The sequence below is a fragment of the Pontibacter qinzhouensis genome (assembly GCF_008017455.1).
GTDB lineage: Bacteria > Bacteroidota > Bacteroidia > Cytophagales > Hymenobacteraceae > Pontibacter > Pontibacter qinzhouensis.
In genome coordinates, this window is the sequence record NZ_VRTY01000059.1 from 1 (window position 1) to 18,037 (window position 18,037).

Annotated in this window: 19 protein-coding genes; 14 read left to right on the forward strand and 5 right to left on the reverse strand. The window is 49.3% G+C overall.

Going from position 1 to position 18,037, the window contains the following annotated elements:
• From FVR03_RS15050 to rnhB, 11 genes are all read left to right on the forward strand, one after another.
• A partial coding sequence (locus tag FVR03_RS15050) for a putative nucleotidyltransferase substrate binding domain-containing protein (RefSeq protein ID WP_304608226.1) occupies window positions 1–455 on the forward strand: 455 nt, incomplete at its 5' end.
• A gap of 2 nt (window positions 456–457) precedes the next feature.
• Window positions 458–1,159: a 3'-5' exonuclease gene (locus FVR03_RS15055; protein ID WP_255474232.1), complete on the forward strand. Its 702-nt coding sequence runs from the start codon at window positions 458–460 to the stop codon at window positions 1,157–1,159.
• 418 nt (window positions 1,160–1,577) lie between these two features.
• Window positions 1,578–2,135, forward strand: a complete 558-nt coding sequence (locus FVR03_RS15060) for an NUDIX domain-containing protein (protein ID WP_147922587.1) — start codon at window positions 1,578–1,580, stop codon at window positions 2,133–2,135.
• Between the two features lie 219 nt (window positions 2,136–2,354).
• Window positions 2,355–3,158 (forward strand): lysophospholipid acyltransferase family protein, encoded by an 804-nt coding sequence (locus FVR03_RS15065; protein ID WP_255474233.1) that lies wholly within the window; start codon window positions 2,355–2,357, stop codon window positions 3,156–3,158.
• Window positions 3,100–3,387, forward strand: coding sequence for an Asp-tRNA(Asn)/Glu-tRNA(Gln) amidotransferase subunit GatC (gatC, locus tag FVR03_RS15070; RefSeq protein WP_147922588.1), 288 nt, complete (start codon window positions 3,100–3,102; stop codon window positions 3,385–3,387). Before FVR03_RS15065 ends, gatC begins: the two co-directional genes overlap by 59 nt.
• Before the next feature lie 14 nt (window positions 3,388–3,401).
• Window positions 3,402–6,446, forward strand: coding sequence for a tetratricopeptide repeat protein (locus FVR03_RS15075; RefSeq protein WP_147922589.1), 3,045 nt, complete (start codon window positions 3,402–3,404; stop codon window positions 6,444–6,446).
• Between the two features lie 10 nt (window positions 6,447–6,456).
• A complete protein-coding gene (locus FVR03_RS15080; RefSeq protein ID WP_147922590.1) occupies window positions 6,457–7,179 on the forward strand; it encodes an ABC transporter ATP-binding protein in 723 nt (240 codons plus the stop codon).
• Between the two features lie 3 nt (window positions 7,180–7,182).
• Window positions 7,183–7,731: a cob(I)yrinic acid a,c-diamide adenosyltransferase gene (locus tag FVR03_RS15085; RefSeq protein WP_147922591.1), complete on the forward strand. Its 549-nt coding sequence runs from the start codon at window positions 7,183–7,185 to the stop codon at window positions 7,729–7,731.
• Between the two features lie 432 nt (window positions 7,732–8,163).
• Entirely contained in the window at window positions 8,164–9,237 is a 1,074-nt protein-coding gene (locus FVR03_RS15090; protein WP_147922592.1) for a branched-chain amino acid aminotransferase, read from the forward strand.
• Window positions 9,238–9,330: 93 nt separating this feature from the next.
• Window positions 9,331–10,408, forward strand: a protein-coding gene (prfB, locus tag FVR03_RS15095) for a peptide chain release factor 2 (protein ID WP_147922593.1) whose coding sequence is annotated in 2 segments (ribosomal slippage) — window positions 9,331–9,390 and window positions 9,392–10,408 — 1,077 coding nt in all. Because the reading frame shifts where the segments join, the coding sequence is not laid out codon by codon here.
• A 335-nt stretch (window positions 10,409–10,743) separates the two neighbouring features.
• The gene (gene rnhB / locus FVR03_RS15100) at window positions 10,744–11,337 is read left to right on the forward strand and encodes a ribonuclease HII (protein ID WP_147922594.1); all 594 of its coding nucleotides are present in this window, start codon (window positions 10,744–10,746) and stop codon (window positions 11,335–11,337) included.
• Window positions 11,338–11,374: 37 nt separating this feature from the next.
• Here the strand turns inward: rnhB and FVR03_RS15105 are convergent, their stop codons facing one another.
• A complete protein-coding gene (locus FVR03_RS15105) occupies window positions 11,375–11,812 on the reverse strand; it encodes a response regulator (RefSeq protein ID WP_147922595.1) in 438 nt (145 codons plus the stop codon).
• A 43-nt stretch (window positions 11,813–11,855) separates the two neighbouring features.
• Window positions 11,856–13,325 (reverse strand): sensor histidine kinase, encoded by a 1,470-nt coding sequence (locus FVR03_RS15110; RefSeq protein ID WP_147922596.1) that lies wholly within the window; start codon window positions 13,323–13,325, stop codon window positions 11,856–11,858.
• A gap of 174 nt (window positions 13,326–13,499) precedes the next feature.
• Between FVR03_RS15110 and FVR03_RS24450 the strand changes: the two genes are divergently transcribed.
• The 3 genes from FVR03_RS24450 to FVR03_RS15120 all read left to right on the forward strand — a co-directional run bounded on the left by FVR03_RS24450 (window position 13,500) and on the right by FVR03_RS15120 (window position 15,742).
• The gene (locus tag FVR03_RS24450) at window positions 13,500–13,649 is read left to right on the forward strand and encodes a hypothetical protein (RefSeq protein ID WP_187270176.1); all 150 of its coding nucleotides are present in this window, start codon (window positions 13,500–13,502) and stop codon (window positions 13,647–13,649) included.
• Between the two features lie 204 nt (window positions 13,650–13,853).
• Window positions 13,854–14,942 carry a glycine cleavage system aminomethyltransferase GcvT gene (gcvT, locus tag FVR03_RS15115; protein ID WP_147922597.1) on the forward strand — a complete coding sequence of 363 codons (1,089 nt, stop codon included), beginning with the start codon at window positions 13,854–13,856 and terminating at the stop codon, window positions 14,940–14,942.
• A gap of 74 nt (window positions 14,943–15,016) precedes the next feature.
• Window positions 15,017–15,742, forward strand: coding sequence for a 2-phosphosulfolactate phosphatase (locus FVR03_RS15120; protein ID WP_147922598.1), 726 nt, complete (start codon window positions 15,017–15,019; stop codon window positions 15,740–15,742).
• Window positions 15,743–16,261: 519 nt separating this feature from the next.
• Here the strand turns inward: FVR03_RS15120 and FVR03_RS15125 are convergent.
• From FVR03_RS15125 to dtd, 3 genes are all read right to left on the reverse strand, one after another.
• Window positions 16,262–16,588, reverse strand: coding sequence for a nucleotide pyrophosphohydrolase (locus tag FVR03_RS15125; protein ID WP_147922599.1), 327 nt, complete (start codon window positions 16,586–16,588; stop codon window positions 16,262–16,264).
• 12 nt (window positions 16,589–16,600) lie between these two features.
• Window positions 16,601–17,512 (reverse strand): hypothetical protein, encoded by a 912-nt coding sequence (locus tag FVR03_RS15130; protein WP_147922600.1) that lies wholly within the window; start codon window positions 17,510–17,512, stop codon window positions 16,601–16,603.
• 69 nt (window positions 17,513–17,581) lie between these two features.
• Window positions 17,582–18,034: a D-aminoacyl-tRNA deacylase gene (gene dtd, locus FVR03_RS15135; RefSeq protein WP_147922601.1), complete on the reverse strand. Its 453-nt coding sequence runs from the start codon at window positions 18,032–18,034 to the stop codon at window positions 17,582–17,584.
• Between the last annotated feature and the right edge of the window lie 3 nt (window positions 18,035–18,037).

Below are 18,037 nucleotides of genomic sequence, written 5' to 3' on the forward strand. Positions count from 1 at the left end.
CCAAAGGAAAAATATTTCTGCCTTACCTGGCCCGGCAGGCGCGTCAGAACCCGACACCGCTCAGCTTTTTCAGAAATTTTATTCTGGAGCGTGGCGGTGAGCACAAAGACCAGTTCGATATTAAACTCAGAGCCATGACGCCACTCGTAGATGCTGCCCGTGTGCTCACCCTCGAAAACCGCATTACCGGCGAGAACAACACCATAAAACGCTACGAGAAGCTGGCTGAGCTGGAGCCTCAAAATGCCGCCCTCTACCGCGAAACAGCCATGGCTTACGAAATAATGATGCGCCTGCGGGCATTGAACGGCATCAGGTGCCATAACTCGGGCCGCTACATAAAGCCGGAGCAACTGAGTAAAATAGAACGGCAGACGCTCCGTAACACCTTTGTTACCATTACAGACATACAGGAACTGCTGCAGGTGCGGTTTCAGCTTGGTTATTTGCGCTAACGATGGTGGAGTGGTTGCAAAAGCTTCTGGGAAAAAAGCCGGTTCAATACGACGAAACCGCGTACTGGCTGCAGTACCAGCAGGCCGGAGCGCGGCCTGTTCCGCTCAACACGCCACTGGAAGCCGTAGACTTTGTGGTGTTCGATACAGAAACCACCGGCTTCGACAAAAACAAAGACAGAGTGGTTTCTATTGGGGCGGTGCGGGTGCAGGGCGGTCAGGTGTTGGTGCAGCAAAGCTTCGAGTGCCTCATTCGGCAGCAGGTGGAGCAGGGCAATAAAAGCGCCGAAATTCATGGCCTGCTGCCTTCCGAAATTCGGCAGGGTATAGAAGAAGAGGAAGCGCTGGCGCATTTTCTCCGGTTTATCGGAAATGCGGTGCTGGTCGCGCACCACATCGGTTTCGATATTGGCATGATTAAACAGATGCTGAAACGGCAAAACCTGCCCGAAAAGCTGCACAACCAGCTCCTGGATACCGGCCGCCTTGCCCTGCGGCTGGAGCACCCTTTCCGTACCCCTCAGCCTTATAAGCAAACCGACTATAGCCTCGACTCTCTGGGTAAACGCTACCACCTGCCCCTCGAAGACCGCCACACTGCCTCCGGCGATGCCTTTGCCACAGCCGTTCTCCTCCTGAAGCTCTTGGCCGTAGCCCGCAAAAAAGAAGTAAAAACTCTCGGCGATCTGCTGCAGGAGCTTTAAACTCCCTTATTACCCTTGACCATTTTGGAGCTTAAAATCCTTCTGAAGGCTGATTTTATTTGAATAATTGCTGATTGTTAGTTGCTGATTGTTTGATGGTTGTTTGAAGATTTGGAAATGGTGCCGGTGGTAATGGATGAGTAGAGAGTTTGGAGATTTAAGAGTAAGCAAAGGCCTTATTTTCTAATTAGACGCTGTTCATAAAATGTGCTGGTATCAAAAGCAGCAGCTACCCTTGGCTATTTTCTCTCTAAAAGCTCTCTGAAGGCTGATTTCATTAGAAAAATTGCTCCATCTGCGAAATCCTAATATCTTGTAAATCCTGAATCAGACAAAATTTACCGGCAGCAACAATTTCAGGCGCAGAATTTATGAAACTCGTGGCAATAGTCGATATTTGCGGTTTAACCTGATACGCATGATCGACGAAAACCATAACCCCTGGACAACACTTTCCAGTGAAAAAATATACGAAAACCCCTGGATTACCCTGCGCGAAGACCAGGTGCTGAACCCGAAAGGCGGCAAAGGCATTTACGGCGTGGTGAGCATGAAAAACAAAGCCATCGGCATTATCCCCATCGATGACGAAGGCTATACCTACCTCATAGGCCAATACCGCTACGCACTCAACGAATATTCCTGGGAAATACCGATGGGTGGCGGCCTGAACGAGCACGACATTCTGGAATCGGCGAAGCGCGAGCTGCAGGAAGAGACAGGCTTCACGGCTGCCAAATGGACAAACATTGCCCGCCTGCACACGTCCAACTCCGTAACCGACGAAGAAGGATTTGTTTTTCTGGCGCAGGAACTAACTCAGGGCGAAACTGCATTTGAAGAGACAGAGGAGCTGCAGATAAAGCGAGTGACTTTAGACGAAGCTGTGCGCATGGCCATGAACAACGAGATAACCGATGCCATAAGTGTAGCAGGTATTCTGAAAGCCGCCCTGCTGCTGCGGAATGAGTTTTGAATTCTGAATAAATGATTGAGTGACTGACTGACTATGGCTTTGAATCAAGTGGAAGCTTTGATAAGAAAAAAACAGCTCTTAGCGATTTAGGATTTATTTGTGTTACTTTAAAAGGGATGAATTCACAATCAGAGTAAATTATCTATCAACCACACATTCAAAACTCAAAATTAAAAACATTCGCTCATCCACTCAATCAAAATTCTTAAATTTGAACCTATGAAAGCCATTAAGTACTTATCGCATCGCATTTATACCACCTGGTGTGTTACCTGGTTTGTAATGCCGTTTGTGGTAACCTACCCGCTGCAAGCCTTCCTTATCCGGAAGAAAAAGTGGCACAGGCACGTGCATAGCATCAACAGATTCTGGTCGAGCTCTGCTTTGCGTATGTTTCTGGCTCCTGTAAAAGTGGAATGGCACCTACCGTTCAACCCAAAGCGCCAGTATATTTTTACTCCTAATCACAGCTCCTACCTCGACATTCCGTTGCTGCTGCACACCATACCGGGGTTTCTGAACTTTGTAGGTAAAAGTGCACTTTGCAAAGTGCCGCTTTGGGGGCCAATTTACGAGCAGTTGTATATTTCTGTAGATCGCCGGAGTGCCATCAGCAGCGCCAAGAGCTACATACAGTCGCAGCGCTCGCTGGCAGAAGGGCGTAACCTGGTTATTTTCCCGGAAGGCACCATTCCTGAAACTGCAGGGGAGGAGCTACTGAAGTTTAAAGACGGTCCTTTTAAGCTGGCCATAGAAAAGCAGCTGCCGGTGGTGCCGGTTACCATGCCCTATAACCACAAGTTCCTGCCCGATGTGGGCGGCCTGAAGGTGCGCTGGCACCCGCTCAAGATTGTGCTGCACGAGCCAATAGAAACCACGGGCATGACCCTGCAGGACCTGCCACTGCTCAAAGAAAAAGTATATCAAATTATTCAATCAGAAATAACGAAACACAACAAGACGTATGTCAACGGATATTCAGACTATAAAGAAAATAGCACACTTAGCAAGGCTGGAGTTTAACGAAGAGAAAGAAGCGGAAATGCTGAAAGACATGAACCAGATTCTGGACTGGATGGACAAGCTGCGTGAGCTGGATACGACCAGTGTGGAGCCGCTTATTCATATGTCGGAAGAAGTGAACGTGATGCGGGAAGATGTGATGCACCAGGAAATTACGCATGAGCAGGCTCTTTCTAACGCTCCTAAAAAAGACTCCGATTATTTCAGGGTGCCAAAAGTGCTGGAATAAGCTGCTGGCATCTTATGAAGAATTATAAATTCTGGGAAAGCTGGGATACTGATATTCGGTATCCCTATCTTTTTTTGATGGGGTTGGCAACGGTGGCGCTCCTCCTGGGAGCCTTCCACTACGTTACCGGCGATAGCTATGCCTTTGCCTGGGACAAGCTTCCCAGCCTCGATGTAGTGCAGGTGCCGGTGCAGGAAATTACGCGCCTGCTCGAACCTCTTACTCTCTACGCCGACAGTTACCTGGTATCGGAGCAGTACGATGTGGCACCTCCGGCTGTAAACACGGTAGCGGCCATGTTGTTTCTGGGTGGGCTCGCCATTTGCATTGCCTTTTACACCGCTGCCATCAGCACCATGAAGCAGTTGCCTTACTTTGCAGGCATGCTGCTCCTGATGCTATTGCTGGCCTCCTTTACCCTCGACGACCTCGATATATTCGGGCAAAGCTTTGGACAGACCACACTGTTGGTGTGTATTGCGCTGTTGGCTGTTACAAGCTATATTTTCCATTCTTTTTACCCCGATACACGCTTCTCGATCCGTATCCTGACGCTGCTGCTGGTGATCACGTTTATAGGAGCGCTCATTTTTTCGGAAGCGAATACCTCGCCGGTGCTCATTGCGCTGCACCTGGTCAACTATAGCTCACTGGCTACGCTGGTGGCAACGCTGCTGTTTATGATCTGGGTATCGTACGAAAACGTGAATGCGCTGCTTTGGGTAAACACGCAGGCCAGCAAGCCGGAAAGGCGGTTTAGCATCTGGCAGTTTGTGCTCGTAAGCCTCCTGTATTTGCTCAACCTGCTGCTGCTTTACCTGCGCCATGTTGGGTATATAAAAGCTGACCTGTTTTACGTAAACGCTTATTTTCTTTTCCTGCTCTCTACAGTAGCCGGGTTCTGGGGCATGCGGCAGCGTGAGGCTTTTTATGGGAAATTGTTCCGGTTTAAGCCAACGGGTGCCATTCTGTACCTGGTGTTTGCCACTATCTCCTTCCTGAGCATCGGCTACGCCTTCGCCACCTCCAACGATTCGCTCAAGGTGCTCTACCACGACCTGATTGTGTACACGCACCTTGCCTTTGGCGTCATGTTTTTTATTTACGTGATGCTGAATTTCGGCAAGCTGCTCGAAGACCGGCTGCAGGTGTATAAAGTAGTGTATGAGCCCCGGCGGCTGCCTTTGTACACGCTCTATACCATGGGGAGCATTATATTGGCCATACTGGTTATGCGAACCCAGTACCGTACTTACTTTTATGCCTACGCAGGTTACTATAATTACCTGGGCGATTTGTACCTGGCCTCTGAAAACCCGGTGCTGGCCGAAAGCTTCTACAAACAAAGCGACCTCTACGATCTGAACAATGTAAAGGCGAACTATAGCCTGGCAGGTATTTATCGGGCAAGCCTTCAACCAAACAAAGAAATTTTACGGCTGAAAGATGCCATCTCGAAGCGGCCAAACCCAAAGCTCTATGTGCGGCTGGCAAACCTGTATGAGGGCAAGAAATTCTTTTTCGAGAAGCAATATGTATTGCTGCAGGGGGCAGAGGCATTTCCGAACAGTGGGGAACTGTACAACAACCTGGCCATGCTCTACGCCAATACCAGCGTAACCGACAGCGTAGAATATTATTTCAGGCTGGCGCAGGAGTACAGTTCCGACAACGACTTTATCAGGAGCAACAGGCTGGCATTTTACACCAACCAGGCTATGCCCGATAAACTAAAAGAAGTGCTGGAAGAAAGCCGCAGTGGTAAGTACAAGCCGCTGCAGAGCAACCTGGCTACTGTTCGGTTGCTGCTGGGGCAGCCGGCAGATGGCAAGATGGCGCCTGCTCCTGATTCGCTGGGCCAGGTGGAGGATTTTACCCTCTTCTACAACAACGCTATCAGCTCGCTTGCCACCGCCGATACTTCCTCCATCAGGCACATCGACAAGTACCTGGCTAACCCGGCTAACCAATTGTTTCAGGAGGACCTGCTTTTTCTGAAAGGCATGGTGCACCATGCAGCAGGCCGGCCTGTAGAAGCCAGGCGTATTTTGGAGAACCTGGCCGGAACATCAGATACCAGGAGCGGCTACTATTACCATGTGCTGGGTATCTGGCTGATGGAAGAACGGAACTACAGAACGGCAGCCGGCTACTTTAAACTGGCCAAAGACCATGGGGCCTCTGCACAGGCATTTCTGGCACATGGCTATGCGCTGACGCTGGCATACCAGTCGCCTGATGCCCTGGAAGCACTGGATGAAGTAGCGTTTACAGAGCAGGAAGAACCTGTTGAAGTGGCACGTGCCTTGCGGACTTTGCTGGAGCAGCCAGTAGACTCTGTTATAGCCAACGCCTCCGATAACGACAAAGTACAGTACCTGCTGGCTTACCTGCCGTCGTTTACGGTGGAGGAAGTAGATGCCCTGGTAAAATCGGTGCAGGAAAAAGAGCTGCGCCGTGTGGCCCTGGTTACGCGCATAGACTATTTTCTGCTGAACAGGCGCTGGCGGCTGGCCCACGATGCCATAAAAGAGGCAGGCTCCGTGCTTCGGCCCGAAGATGAGCTGCGCTCTAAGCTGAACATGCAGCAGATGAAACTCTGGCTCTACACCAAAAACCACGATGCCCTTCTAAACCGCATGAACAACCTGTACCTGAACCCGCGCGACAAACGGCAGAAGCTCTATTTCAGCGCCAAAATTGCCGATGTACGCGGCCGGCAGCAGGAAGCGGAGCAAAAATACAAGCAGGCGGTTACTATGTTGCTATACGATGAAGAAGTAGTAGAGGCAGCGGCAGATTTTTTTGCCAGAACCTACCCAACCGAGCTGGAGGCCTATAATATTTTGCTGGATGGAGTTACCTATAATCCCAACTCGGCCAGGCTGTACAAAGCCTATGCGCTCGAGAGCCTGAAACAAGGTTTGAGCAGCTACGCGAACCAGGCCCTGATAACTTTGCAGCGTTTGCTTCCTGCTGCAGAATATAGTATTTTTAGAGAAGAATTTGAGAAAAAGCAGGCAGCACAGGATGCTGCTGCAGAATCCTGGCCTACCTAAAACGAGTTATATGAGCACCATTATCGAAACCCATGATATTTCGCGCATGTACCACATGGGCAGCGAAACTATTCATGCCCTGAAGTCGGTATCTATTGTGATTCAAAAAGGAGAATATGTTGCTTTTATGGGCCCTTCCGGTTCTGGTAAATCCACGCTCATGAACATAATCGGCTGCCTCGATACACCTTCCGGCGGGCGATACATCCTCAACGGCAAAGATGTAAGCAACATGACCGATAACGAACTGGCGGAGGTGCGGAACAAGGAGATCGGGTTTGTGTTCCAGACGTTTAACCTGCTGCCCCGGCAGTCGGCGCTGGAGAATGTGGCTTTGCCGCTGATCTATGCCGGCTACGGAAAATCGGCCAGGGAAGAGCGGGCGCAACGTGTGCTGGAGAGTGTGGGGCTGGGCAACCGGGGCAAGCACAAACCAAACGAACTTTCGGGCGGGCAGCGGCAGCGGGTGGCTATTGCCCGTGCGCTCATAAACGACCCCAGCATTATTCTGGCCGATGAACCTACCGGTAACCTCGATACCAAAACCTCTTACGAGATTATGGAGCTGTTCGAGAACCTGCACGCCAAAGGCAACACCATTATTATGGTAACCCACGAAGAAGATATTGCCAAATACGCGCATCGCATCGTGCGCCTCCGCGATGGGCTGGTAGAGTCTGATACCCTGAACGATAATATTACCTCTTTTGCCAAGGCAAAGGCAGCGTTGTAGCTAATGAAGATATACACCAAAACAGGCGACAAAGGCACTACCTCGCTTATAGGAGGAACGCGCGTAGCCAAATCGCACCTACGCATAGAGTGCTATGGCACCGTAGATGAGCTGAACTCCTACATCGGGCTGGTACGCGACCAGGCCGTGAATACGGGCCGGGCTGATGTACTGAAAGAGATACAGGACAGGCTTTTTACTATGGGAGCCTCGCTTGCCTCTGACCCCGAAAAGTCGAAAATGAAAACCCCGGACCTGCTGCAAGAGGATGTTCAACTGCTGGAGCGCGAAATTGATGCCATGATGGCCGAGGTGCCGCCGCTGCGGGCCTTTGTGCTGCCGGGCGGGCACCAATCGGTTTCGTTTTGCCATGTGGCCCGCTGCGTGTGCCGCCGCGCCGAGCGCCTGGCCATACGGTTGCAGGAAGAAGCCTTTGTGGAGGAACTGGTTATTATTTATTTAAACCGGTTATCAGACTACCTGTTCGCCCTTTGCCGTAAAATGACGTATGAGTTGCAGGCAGAGGAAGTGGAGTGGAAGCCGAGGGTTTAAGTTTTGAGTGAGTGATTGAGAGAATGAGTGAATGTTAAAAGGAAGAGTGAAAGACTCGGTATTGCTTTGGTTGCCTACCTGAACTTTTATTGCATCCAATTTAACTATATAACCATTAAACAATCAGCAATCAACAATTAGCAAATTATTTGAATCAAAAAACCCTTCAGAAGCAAAATGAGTTGTTTTTGGCCAAGGGTTGCGTGAGGGATGGAGCGGTTGTTTGAGCTCCTTTTGTGAGGCACGAACAAAAGAGCGAGCCGCGAGAGCCCGACGGCTTGCGCAGCTTGCCGGCACGCCCAACAGAAATTTCGTATAAGAAGCAGGGGCAGGTTTTCGTACTCATTCCTTTTTTTATAGCCTCCTGTTCAGTGAGTTTAGGCAAAGAATTAGTTTTTCGTTAATTTTGAGTGGATACTTAAAAGTGTTGTTATGTCAGTTGATTCAATAACTATACCAGTACAGAGAGCGGCAAAATCGCGTGTGGCTGAACTGGACTACGATAACCTGGTGTTCGGGAAAAATTTCTCTGACCACATGTTCGTAGTAGATTACAAGGACGGGGAGTGGCAAAACCCTCAGATTGTGCCTTACGGCAACATGTCGGTTAGTCCGGCTAACTCTGCGCTGCATTATGGCCAGGCTATTTTTGAGGGCATGAAAGCCTACCGCGATGAGAACGGCGATATTTTGCTTTTCAGACCGCTGGATAACTTTAAGCGCCTGAACGCATCGGCTGAGCGCCTGTGCATGGCCGAGCTTCCGGAGGAACTGTTTATGCAGGGCCTGGAGCAGTTGCTGCGCCTCGATGCCGAATGGATACCAGCCAAAGCAGGTAGCTCGCTGTACATCCGTCCGTTTATGTTTGCCACCGATGAGTTCCTGGGAGTTCGTCCGTCGCTTTCGTATAAGTTTGCTATTATTACCGGCCCGGTGGGTGCCTACTACGACATGCCTGTAAAGGTAGCCGTGGAGCCGACTTACGTACGATCTGCCGAAGGTGGTGCAGGCTACGCCAAAGCAGCCGGTAACTATGCCGCAGCCCTCTTGCCAACCAAAAAAATGCAGGAAAAAGGCTACCACCAGCTTATCTGGACAGATGCCAAAGAACATAAGTACATTGAGGAATCTGGTACCATGAACGTCATGTTTGTGGTAGATGGCGTGCTGATTACGCCAAGCCTGAGCACCAGCATTCTGCATGGCGTAACACGCAGCAGTGTATTGCAGGTGGCCCGCGACCTGGGTTACCAGGTAGAGGAACGAAAAGTGTCGGTTGCTGAGATTATTGAAGCCCATAAAGCCGGAAAGCTGCAGGAAGCATTTGGCACCGGAACTGCAGCCATTATCTCTCAGATCGCCCTGATAGCACACGAAGGACAGGAGTATGAGTTGCCGCCGGTAGAGAGCCGCGAAATTTCGCAAAGCATTGGAGCTGCCTTAGATAAAATAAGGTCGGGCCAGGCACCGGATCCGCACAACTGGGTACACAGAATCAGCCTCTGAAATACGAAGTAACAGATAAGTGCTGAAGTGTAAGCCATCGGTTTATGCTTCAGCACTTTGTGTTTTAACGACATTCATTAAACAGAAATAACGATGACCACAGAGCAGGTAAAAGAGTTAAAGGGCCGTGTAGAGGCCTTGAGGAGGTATCTTTGACTACGATAACAAGATACAACAGGTAGAGGAAACAGAGCATCAAACCACAGCACCCGATTTCTGGGACGACCCTAAGGCGGCTGAAAAGGTGCTGAAGGAGATTAAAGGCATAAAGGTGTGGACCGACCACTATGCTGAAGTGGAAAAAGCCGTGTCTGATTTCGAGGTACTGTTCGATTTCTATAAAGAAGGCGACGTATCGGAGGAGGATATAAAAGAGGAGTTCAAAAAGACCGTGGAGGCGGTGGAGGGGCTGGAGTTTAAGCGCATGCTCAGCGGTGAAGAGGACCAACTGAGTGCGGTGCTGGAGATAAACCCGGGCGCTGGTGGTACCGAAAGCCAGGACTGGGCCGAGATACTTATGCGCATGTACATTATGTGGGCCGAATCGCACAACTTTACTGTAAAACAGCTCAACTACAACCCCGGCGATGGTGCTGGCATTAAATCGGCTACGCTGGAGATTACCGGCGACTTTGCCTACGGCTACCTGAAGTCTGAGATAGGGGTGCACCGCCTGGTGCGTATATCGCCGTTCGACTCCGGTGGCAGGCGCCACACTTCTTTTGCCTCTATTTTCGCTTACCCGGTGGTAGACGACACAATTAATATCGAGATCAACATGAGCGACATCGACTGGGATACTTTCCGGTCGGGTGGTGCCGGTGGCCAGAACGTGAACAAAGTAGAGACAGCGGTGCGCCTGAAGCACAAGCCATCAGGTATCGTAATTGAGTGCCAGATAGAACGCTCGCAGCTCATGAACAAAGAGCACGCCATCCGCATGCTAAGGTCGCGCCTTTACCAGATTGAGATTGAAAAGCGCAACGAGGAGCGTGACCGGGTGGAGAGTACCAAAAAGCGCATCGACTTTGGCTCCCAGATCCGCAACTACGTGCTGCACCCGTACAAGCTGATTAAAGACGTACGCACAGGCGTAGAGCGTACCGATGTGCAAAACGTACTCGATGGCGACCTCGACGATTACATTAAGGCCTACCTGATGGAGGCGTAGGCTTCGCCAAATTAAAAATTAGAAATTCAAAATTAGAAATGGAATAGAACAAACCTCGCAGCGTCTTTCAGGCCTGCGAGCGTTTTGTTTTAATGCAACTGCAAATCTTCTGCCATGACCCTTGGCTTGAAAAGGTGCCATTTTCTTCCGAAGGGGCATTTCATTAGAAGAATTGATTGTTGATTGTTAGTTGCTGATTGTTGAACGGTTAAATTGGATGCTGTAAAAGTTAAAGTGGACTTGAACCTTAAACTTTGCCTTTTAAGCAGTCAATTCAAGGAAAAAACATCCACTCAATCCCTCACTCAAAATTCCCAAACTCACACCTTTACCCCATGCTCCTCTCTACCTACAGCAATTTACCTTTAGAAGCCGGCATAGACGAAGCGGGCCGTGGCTGCCTGGCTGGTCCGGTAGTGGCTGCTGCCGTTATATTACCTCCGGATTACAAACACGACTTACTCACCGACTCTAAACTGTTAAAGCGGAACCAGCGTGACCTGTTGCGCCCACAGATTATGCAGGATGCCGTGGCCTGGGCAGTAGGAGAGGCACTTCCAGCCGAAATAGACAGTATTAATATTCTGCAGGCTACTTTCCTGGCTATGCACCGGGCGGTGCAGAAGCTGCAGCTGCAGCTGCAACCCGAGTTCTTACTTATAGATGGTAACCGCTTTAAGCCTTATAAAGACGTGCCGCATGCCTGTATTGTAAAAGGCGATAGCAAATATCTTTCTATAGCGGCGGCCTCTGTACTGGCAAAAACGCACCGCGATGAGTTGATGGAGAAGTTGAGCGAAGAATATAACCTGTATGGCTGGGAACAGAACGCAGGTTACCCTACCCGTAAGCATCGGCAGGCCATACAAGAACATGGAGCGTGTGTGCACCACCGGCAGTCGTTTACGTTACTGCCGCCGGTGCTTTAAAATAAGTGGAAACAGTACCACGTTTGGCTCTGCAGCTTTAATTCAGCTTTACCAGGTCTAAAAACAGGCTGAAGCTATCGAGCGAGGAGTGACTTTTGTTAAAGCTATCGAAGGTGAGGGGTTTTACAATATACCCGGCCACGTTTAACTTTTGAGCTGCAAACCGGTCTGTTTCCTCATTTGAGGTGGTCATTATAAATACCGGTATGTGGCTGAACTCCGGCTCCCGGCGCATTTCTGCCAGAAACTCCAGGCCGTTCATTTTAGGCATGTTAATATCGAGTAAAATCACACTTGGCGCAGGCGATATGCGTTCTTCGCCCTCACTGCCGCGCAGCATGTTCAGCGCGTCCTTACCGTTGCGGGCAACATGAATCGGATGGTTAACATTTATTTTCTTTAACTCTCGTTCAACATTCATAATATCCAGATAGTCATCTTCTACTAAAAGGATATTTACTTTTTTATCGCTCATAAGGTGTTGTTCTTCTTGTAAAATTAAGAATAAAAAAAGACACTTAGGTATACTTTGGCCAGGTAAAGCTAAAAGTAGCTCCCTGCCCAGGCATTGAGTTCACCCAAATAGTGCCTCCCTGCCGCTCTACGATCTTCTTCACAATGGCCAATCCTACGCCGGTGCTCTCAACGGCATCGCGCTCCTGCAGTGTCTGGAAAATTACAAAAATGCGGTCGTGGTACTCCGGGTCAATGCCCGGCCCATCGTCTGCTACAGAGAAAACGTGAAAATGTGTTTCTTCGTGATGCGTGACCGTTATTTTTCCTTCTTTTTTATGATGATATTTTATGGCGTTGCTGATCAGGTTGGCAAACACCTGCTGTAGCTGCACCCGCACAGTGTACACCTCCGGCAGGTTGTCCTGCACCTTTACCTTAAAACCGGTTGGTGGGGCCACCATGTCTACTACCTCCACAAGCAGGTGGTTCACATCCACTTCTTCCTCTATCTGGGAGGTGCGGCCGATGCGTGCCAGTGCTAATATACCGTTTATCAGGTTTTCCATGCGATGCACGCGTACCCGCATCATCATCAGGTACTCCTGCACGTTTGGCGGCACATCTTTGCCCATGTCTTCTTCTACCCAGCGGGAGGCCACCTCGATGCCCCGTAACGGCGCTTTCAGGTCATGCGATACCACATAGGCAAACTGGTCCAGTTCCTTGTTTTTCCGGTCAAGTTCGCCAAAGGTTTCGTCTATAGTAGACGACATGCGGTTAAGCGAGCGTGAGAGCTGACTGAGCTCATCCTGCGAGGTGTCTACTATCTGGGTTTTAAATTCGCCCCGCGATATTTTGTCGGCCAGTGTTACCATTTTTACGATGCGGTTGGTAATAAGGCGGGTAATATAGTAAGCCCAGCTCAGGCCCAGAATAACTGAAACTATTGTCAGGATAACCGACACATTGCGCGTATTCTCAATACTTTCGCTCAGCCTGTCGGCTCTTATCTGCCTGAGTTTGTATTCGTAAGAGTTAAAATCGCCGAAAATGGACCTGATGCTGTCCATCACTATTTTCTCTGCCATAATCAGGCTGTCTACCGAAAGGTCGTATTGGCTAACTTCGTTGCTTACAGTATCTATACGCCGGAGTTCGATAAGGGGCTCAGCATAATTTGCCTGCCATCGCTGCTGCATGGCGATAATTTTATCTACGCGAACACCCTGCTCCGGCGAGTGCACCGAGTAGTTCTTTATTTCCTTAAAAAAAGCGGGCAACTGCTCGTTTGCTTTTACATAAGGTTCCAGAAATGTCTCGTTGCTGTTAAGCAGAAATCCGCGAAGGCCCGCTTCCATGTCGATGATATTCCGTTGCAACGATGCCGAACTCCGCACAGCCACCTGCGACCGCGACACCCAGCCCATGTTTTCTACTACATCTTCTGTAAGCCTGAAGTTAACAATAGCCACCGCTGTAAAGAGAACCGAGATTAAAACAAACCCGGTAAAGAGCTTAACCGATAATTTCATTTACCTATACTTAGCCAATATTAAAAGGACGAGCTGCGAATCAGCAGTGTGTAAGACCGCTAAGGGTACACCTGCTTTCCTTTAAAGGAAAAACATTCGGGGCTAAGATGCAAACAGAAGAGAAAAACAAATAGAAATGCGCCAAAAAGGGCACAGCAGTACGGGTTAAAACGAATGTCATTAGTTGTAGCAGAGCTGAAAGTAATGGTGGGTATACGTGTAGTCACGGAAGAGGTTATCGGCAGGTTTACAAAGCACCTGCCTGCGCTCGAAAGCCTTGGCAGTTTTAACCAGAAAATGCTTCTGAAGGGTGTTTTCATTTGAATAATTATATAGCTACACTGGTATTAGGTAATTTGGCTGAAGATTTAAACAAGGACGTGAAGGCTAGCCGGAGTAGCTGGAAAGGACCTTACTTATGGAAGAGGTCCGGGTACAGCAGTATTAGCGGTAAAGTGGTACTGCAAAATTTCGGATACCATTTAATTTAGCTATTTTTGCTGGTCATTCATTTATTTAAAATCGCATATGGAGCTTAAAAAAATTGCCTTAAACGATGTGCATGTAGCCATGGGAGCCAAAATGGTGCCCTTTGCCGGTTACAACATGCCTGTACGTTATGCCTCTGATATAGAAGAACACAATACAGTCAGAAACGCGGTAGGCATTTTTGATGTGTCGCATATGGGTGAGTTTATGGTGAGAGGTGCCAATGCACTGGAACTCATCCAAAGAACCACCTCCAACGACGCCTCTAAGCTCACAAACGGTAAAGTGCAATATTCCTGCTTCCCCAACGACGAAGGCGGCATTGTAGACGACCTGCTGGTATACCGTATGAGTGCGGAAGAATACATGCTGGTGGTAAATGCCTCGAACATAGATAAAGACTGGGAGTGGCTTACAAGCCATAACACCGAAGGAGCAGCTCTGGAGAATATTTCGGACCAACTTTCACTGCTTGCCGTGCAAGGCCCTAAATCTATAGAGGCACTGCAGGCGCTAACCCCAGTAGACCTGGCCAGTATGGCCTACTATACTTTTGAGATAGGAGCGTTTGCCGGTGTGCCCAACGTTATTATTTCAGCAACTGGTTATACTGGTGCAGGCGGTTTCGAGATTTATGTGAAAAACGAAGATGCCCTTCAGGTGTTTGAAGCCATTATGGAAGCAGGCAAAGAGGCTGGCATAAAACCAATTGGCCTGGGAGCCCGCGATACCCTGCGCCTCGAAATGGGCTACTGCCTCTACGGCAACGACATTAACGACACCACCTCACCACTCGAAGCCGGCCTGGGCTGGATCACGAAGTTCGATAAAGAGTTTACAAACTCCGAAAACCTGAAAGCACAAAAGGCGGAAGGTGTAAAACGCAAGCTGGTGGCTTTCGAGATGGTAGATAAAGCAATTCCAAGAGCACATTACGAGCTGGTAGATGCAACCGGTGCTGCTGTTGGCGAAGTAACCTCCGGCACCATGTCGCCTACACTGGGCAAAGGCATAGGGCTGGGCTACGTGAAGCAGGAGCTGAGCAAGCCTGGCACCGAACTTTTTGTGCGAGTGCGCAACAAAGACATGAAAGCACAGGTAGTAAAGCTGCCTTTCGTTAAAAATTAAAAATTACTGATGCGGCCCTGGCGTGCACTGCTGTAGCTGCACCCCTTGTTCCTCATCAGGTTAACACTAGAATTATGCCATCTATTGATGTTTGTTTCAGCCCCGAGCTGATCCATTTATTTGACTTAAGAGGAAAAGCGGTTGTGGCAGTAGATATACTGCGCGCTTCTTCTACCATGGTTACGGCTTTTGCACACGGTGCAGCCACCATTATTCCTGTTACACAACTCGAAGAGTGCCTGGGCCTGGCAAAACAAGGATGCCTGACAGCCGCAGAGCGCGACGGAATAAAAGCCGAAGGCTTCGATTTCGGAAATTCGCCGTTCAGTTACATGATTCCGGAAGTAAAGGGCAGCACCATTGCCATTACCACCACCAACGGTACCCGTGCCATTCGTTTGTCAGAAGCAGCCGAAGAAATAGTGATTGGCTCCTTTCTGAACCTCGAAACCGTAGTAAACCACCTGGTGGAGCTGCAACTGGATGTGCTGGTGGTATGCGCCGGCTGGAAAGGCATGTTCAATCTCGAAGACTCGCTGTATGCTGGCGCTGTGGCAGAACAATTGCTGGAACGTGGCTTCAGCTCCGGCAGCGATGCAACACTAGGCGCGCTGCACCTGTACCAGAACGCCAAAGCCGATCTATTCCAGTACCTGCAGGCCTCCTCGCATGTGCAGCGCATGCAGCGGCTAGAGATCACCAAAGACATTCATTTCTGCCTGCAGCACAACCTTTACGATGTGCTGCCCGTGTGGCAAAACGATAAGCTGGTGAACCTGAAAGCCGTGCCGGTGGCTTAAGAGTTCATCAACAAGTTTCATGCAAAAGCGGCTGCCTGCGTAAGGCGGCCGCTTTTGTACTTTCAGCAGCCCAAGGTCAGGTCCTTGCTATTACCAGGTTATTCTAACCCAAATCGTACGATATCCAGTTCAATGTATTGCGGTAGGTAGCAAAGGAGCAAATACATTTGCCAGGTGCACCCATTGAGCCGGCACTGTCTGAGCGTTCAGCGAGTTTGGCGGGTCGTAATTTTTTTTGTTCTTTTTGTATTAAGACAAAAAGAACAAAGACAACAGCAATGAAATAATGTGCTTCTGCTATTACAACTGTAACAGCTACTATGCAAACTTAGACTAAACTGCCAGTAGCCTCTGCTTCTGGATCTTGCCCACAAGATCCTTCCAGGATGACAAAAGTGTGGCGGTGGGAGAATAGATACCGAACTATTTGCTACCGCACAAATAAATTATTCTAATGGAAATGCCCTTCCAAAACGTTTTGGCTCAAAATCACCTCAGGGTTTCATAGGGCAACTGCTGCTATTTCAGCTTCTCATTCTCCTTGTGGCGGGTGCTGTCGCGGGAGGTTTTCTTTTCGAGGTTTTTTTGGAGGGCATCTGTTAAATTAATGCCTGTTTGGTTGGCCAGGCAGATGAGCACAAACAGTACATCGGCCAGCTCGTCGGAGAGTTGCTTGCCTTTGTCGCTCTCTTTAAACGACTGCTCCCCGTACTGCCGGCTAATAATTCGGGCCACTTCGCCTACTTCCTCTGTCAGGATGGCCATGTTGGTAAGCTCATTAAAGTACCTGACACCGTTGTCCTTAATCCAGTTATCTACTAATCTTTGTGCTTCTTGTAAAGTCATGTTTGGCTTGGGTTATTTGCCAAATTTAACAACAAAATCAATGTAAGGCACACCAATGGGTATTTCTTCGATAATGTCGCGGTTGTTGATGAAGGCGAGGTCCACGGTAATTTTTTCGCCCATAAACCGGATGCCATACGATATAACGCCATAATAATTGTCATCGGGGACGAGCCAGTTTTCAGTTACCAGGCCCACCCGGCGGCTTAAGCGGGTCATTCCGCTGAGTGTCAGAATTGGCTTCTGCGAAAAACTGCCGTCTACAAAGCCATAGCCCACGCCAAGTGTGGCGTTGTTATCGGTGGAGCCGTAGCTTACAATGCCATAGCCAACCCCAAGGCCAGAGAAATCGATGTTTTCTCCTGCCATATTTAAGTAAAGTGCTCCAACGCCAGCCCGTACTTTTTCGCTTACCGGAAAAGTGACTTTAGGCGTGATAAAAAAGATAGGAGAACCCGAAAACAGAGAAATAGTTTCGAAGCCGCCCCCAATCGTTACATTATCAGAAAGACCATAGTGAAAGGCGTTTATAACCAGGTAAGTGTTTTGGTAATATGCCTCTCCTTGTTTCAGGCTGAAGGCTGAGGGGCCATACAGGTAGCGGGTGCTGTTGGGGTTTTCGTACCAGTACTCACCATCCCTGATCCTGGACTCATCTATCATTTTAGTTGATTTAATCTGATCATGAGGAATCAGAATCTCGCCTGCACTTTCTGTCAGGAGCCTGATGCCAACCTCATTTTGCCCCAGGTAAATTCCCTGCAGAACAGAGCCGTCTTTTGTCTCGATGATCCAGCGCTGCTTCAGCACAGGTTCCTGTTGTGTGGTATCTGTTTGGGCAACGGCTGTAGCTCCCGATAGCAGGAGCAGACACAGCAGGGCGCTAATTATGAGCCCAGGGCAAGGTTTAAGGAGGAGAAGCATAGGAGTAGCGGAAGAAAAGTGACTGTATTCTGTTATGATTCCTGTTTGCTATCCCGGTTATTGTTTCTCCTATTCCCTGTTTTTGGAGTCGATGGAGATGGTAACGGGACCATCGTTGAGCAGCGATACTTTCATGTCGGCACCGAACTCGCCGGTTTGTATGGGTCTGCCTACTGCCTGCTCCAGCAACTGCACAAACCTCTCGTAAAGCGGAATGGCAATGGCTGGGGGGGCAGCGGCAATATAAGAAGGGCGGTTGCCTTTCCGGGTGCTGGCAAAGAGCGTAAACTGACTAATGGCCAGCACATCGCCCTGCACATCCTGCACACTCAGGTTCATTTTGCCTTCGGTATCGTTAAAAATCCGGAGCTGGGCTACTTTGGCTGCTGTCCATTTCAGGTCTTCTTCGGTGTCTTCTGGCGTAAAGCCGGCCAGTAGCAGGAGCCCGTGCCCGATTTGTCCTTTTATTTGTTGTTCTATTTCTACTGAAGCCTGTGTTACCCGCTGAATAACAATGCGCATATT

Excerpts from the sequence above, each read along its gene's own strand:
- FVR03_RS15055 (WP_255474232.1), top strand. The coding sequence starts at position 458 with ATGGTGGAGTGGTTGCAAAAGCTTCTGGGAAAAAAGCCGGTTCAATAC.
- FVR03_RS15060 (WP_147922587.1), top strand. The coding sequence starts at position 1,578 with ATGATCGACGAAAACCATAACCCCTGGACAACACTTTCCAGTGAAAAA.
- FVR03_RS15065 (WP_255474233.1), top strand. The coding sequence starts at position 2,355 with ATGAAAGCCATTAAGTACTTATCGCATCGCATTTATACCACCTGGTGT.
- gatC (WP_147922588.1), top strand. The coding sequence starts at position 3,100 with ATGTCAACGGATATTCAGACTATAAAGAAAATAGCACACTTAGCAAGG.
- FVR03_RS15075 (WP_147922589.1), top strand. The coding sequence starts at position 3,402 with ATGAAGAATTATAAATTCTGGGAAAGCTGGGATACTGATATTCGGTAT.
- FVR03_RS15080 (WP_147922590.1), top strand. The coding sequence starts at position 6,457 with ATGAGCACCATTATCGAAACCCATGATATTTCGCGCATGTACCACATG.
- FVR03_RS15085 (WP_147922591.1), top strand. The coding sequence starts at position 7,183 with ATGAAGATATACACCAAAACAGGCGACAAAGGCACTACCTCGCTTATA.
- FVR03_RS15090 (WP_147922592.1), top strand. The coding sequence starts at position 8,164 with ATGTCAGTTGATTCAATAACTATACCAGTACAGAGAGCGGCAAAATCG.
- rnhB (WP_147922594.1), top strand. The coding sequence starts at position 10,744 with ATGCTCCTCTCTACCTACAGCAATTTACCTTTAGAAGCCGGCATAGAC.
- FVR03_RS15105 (WP_147922595.1), bottom strand. The coding sequence starts at position 11,812 with ATGAGCGATAAAAAAGTAAATATCCTTTTAGTAGAAGATGACTATCTG.
- FVR03_RS15110 (WP_147922596.1), bottom strand. The coding sequence starts at position 13,325 with ATGAAATTATCGGTTAAGCTCTTTACCGGGTTTGTTTTAATCTCGGTT.
- FVR03_RS24450 (WP_187270176.1), top strand. The coding sequence starts at position 13,500 with ATGTCATTAGTTGTAGCAGAGCTGAAAGTAATGGTGGGTATACGTGTA.
- gcvT (WP_147922597.1), top strand. The coding sequence starts at position 13,854 with ATGGAGCTTAAAAAAATTGCCTTAAACGATGTGCATGTAGCCATGGGA.
- FVR03_RS15120 (WP_147922598.1), top strand. The coding sequence starts at position 15,017 with ATGCCATCTATTGATGTTTGTTTCAGCCCCGAGCTGATCCATTTATTT.
- FVR03_RS15125 (WP_147922599.1), bottom strand. The coding sequence starts at position 16,588 with ATGACTTTACAAGAAGCACAAAGATTAGTAGATAACTGGATTAAGGAC.
- FVR03_RS15130 (WP_147922600.1), bottom strand. The coding sequence starts at position 17,512 with ATGCTTCTCCTCCTTAAACCTTGCCCTGGGCTCATAATTAGCGCCCTG.
- dtd (WP_147922601.1), bottom strand. The coding sequence starts at position 18,034 with ATGCGCATTGTTATTCAGCGGGTAACACAGGCTTCAGTAGAAATAGAA.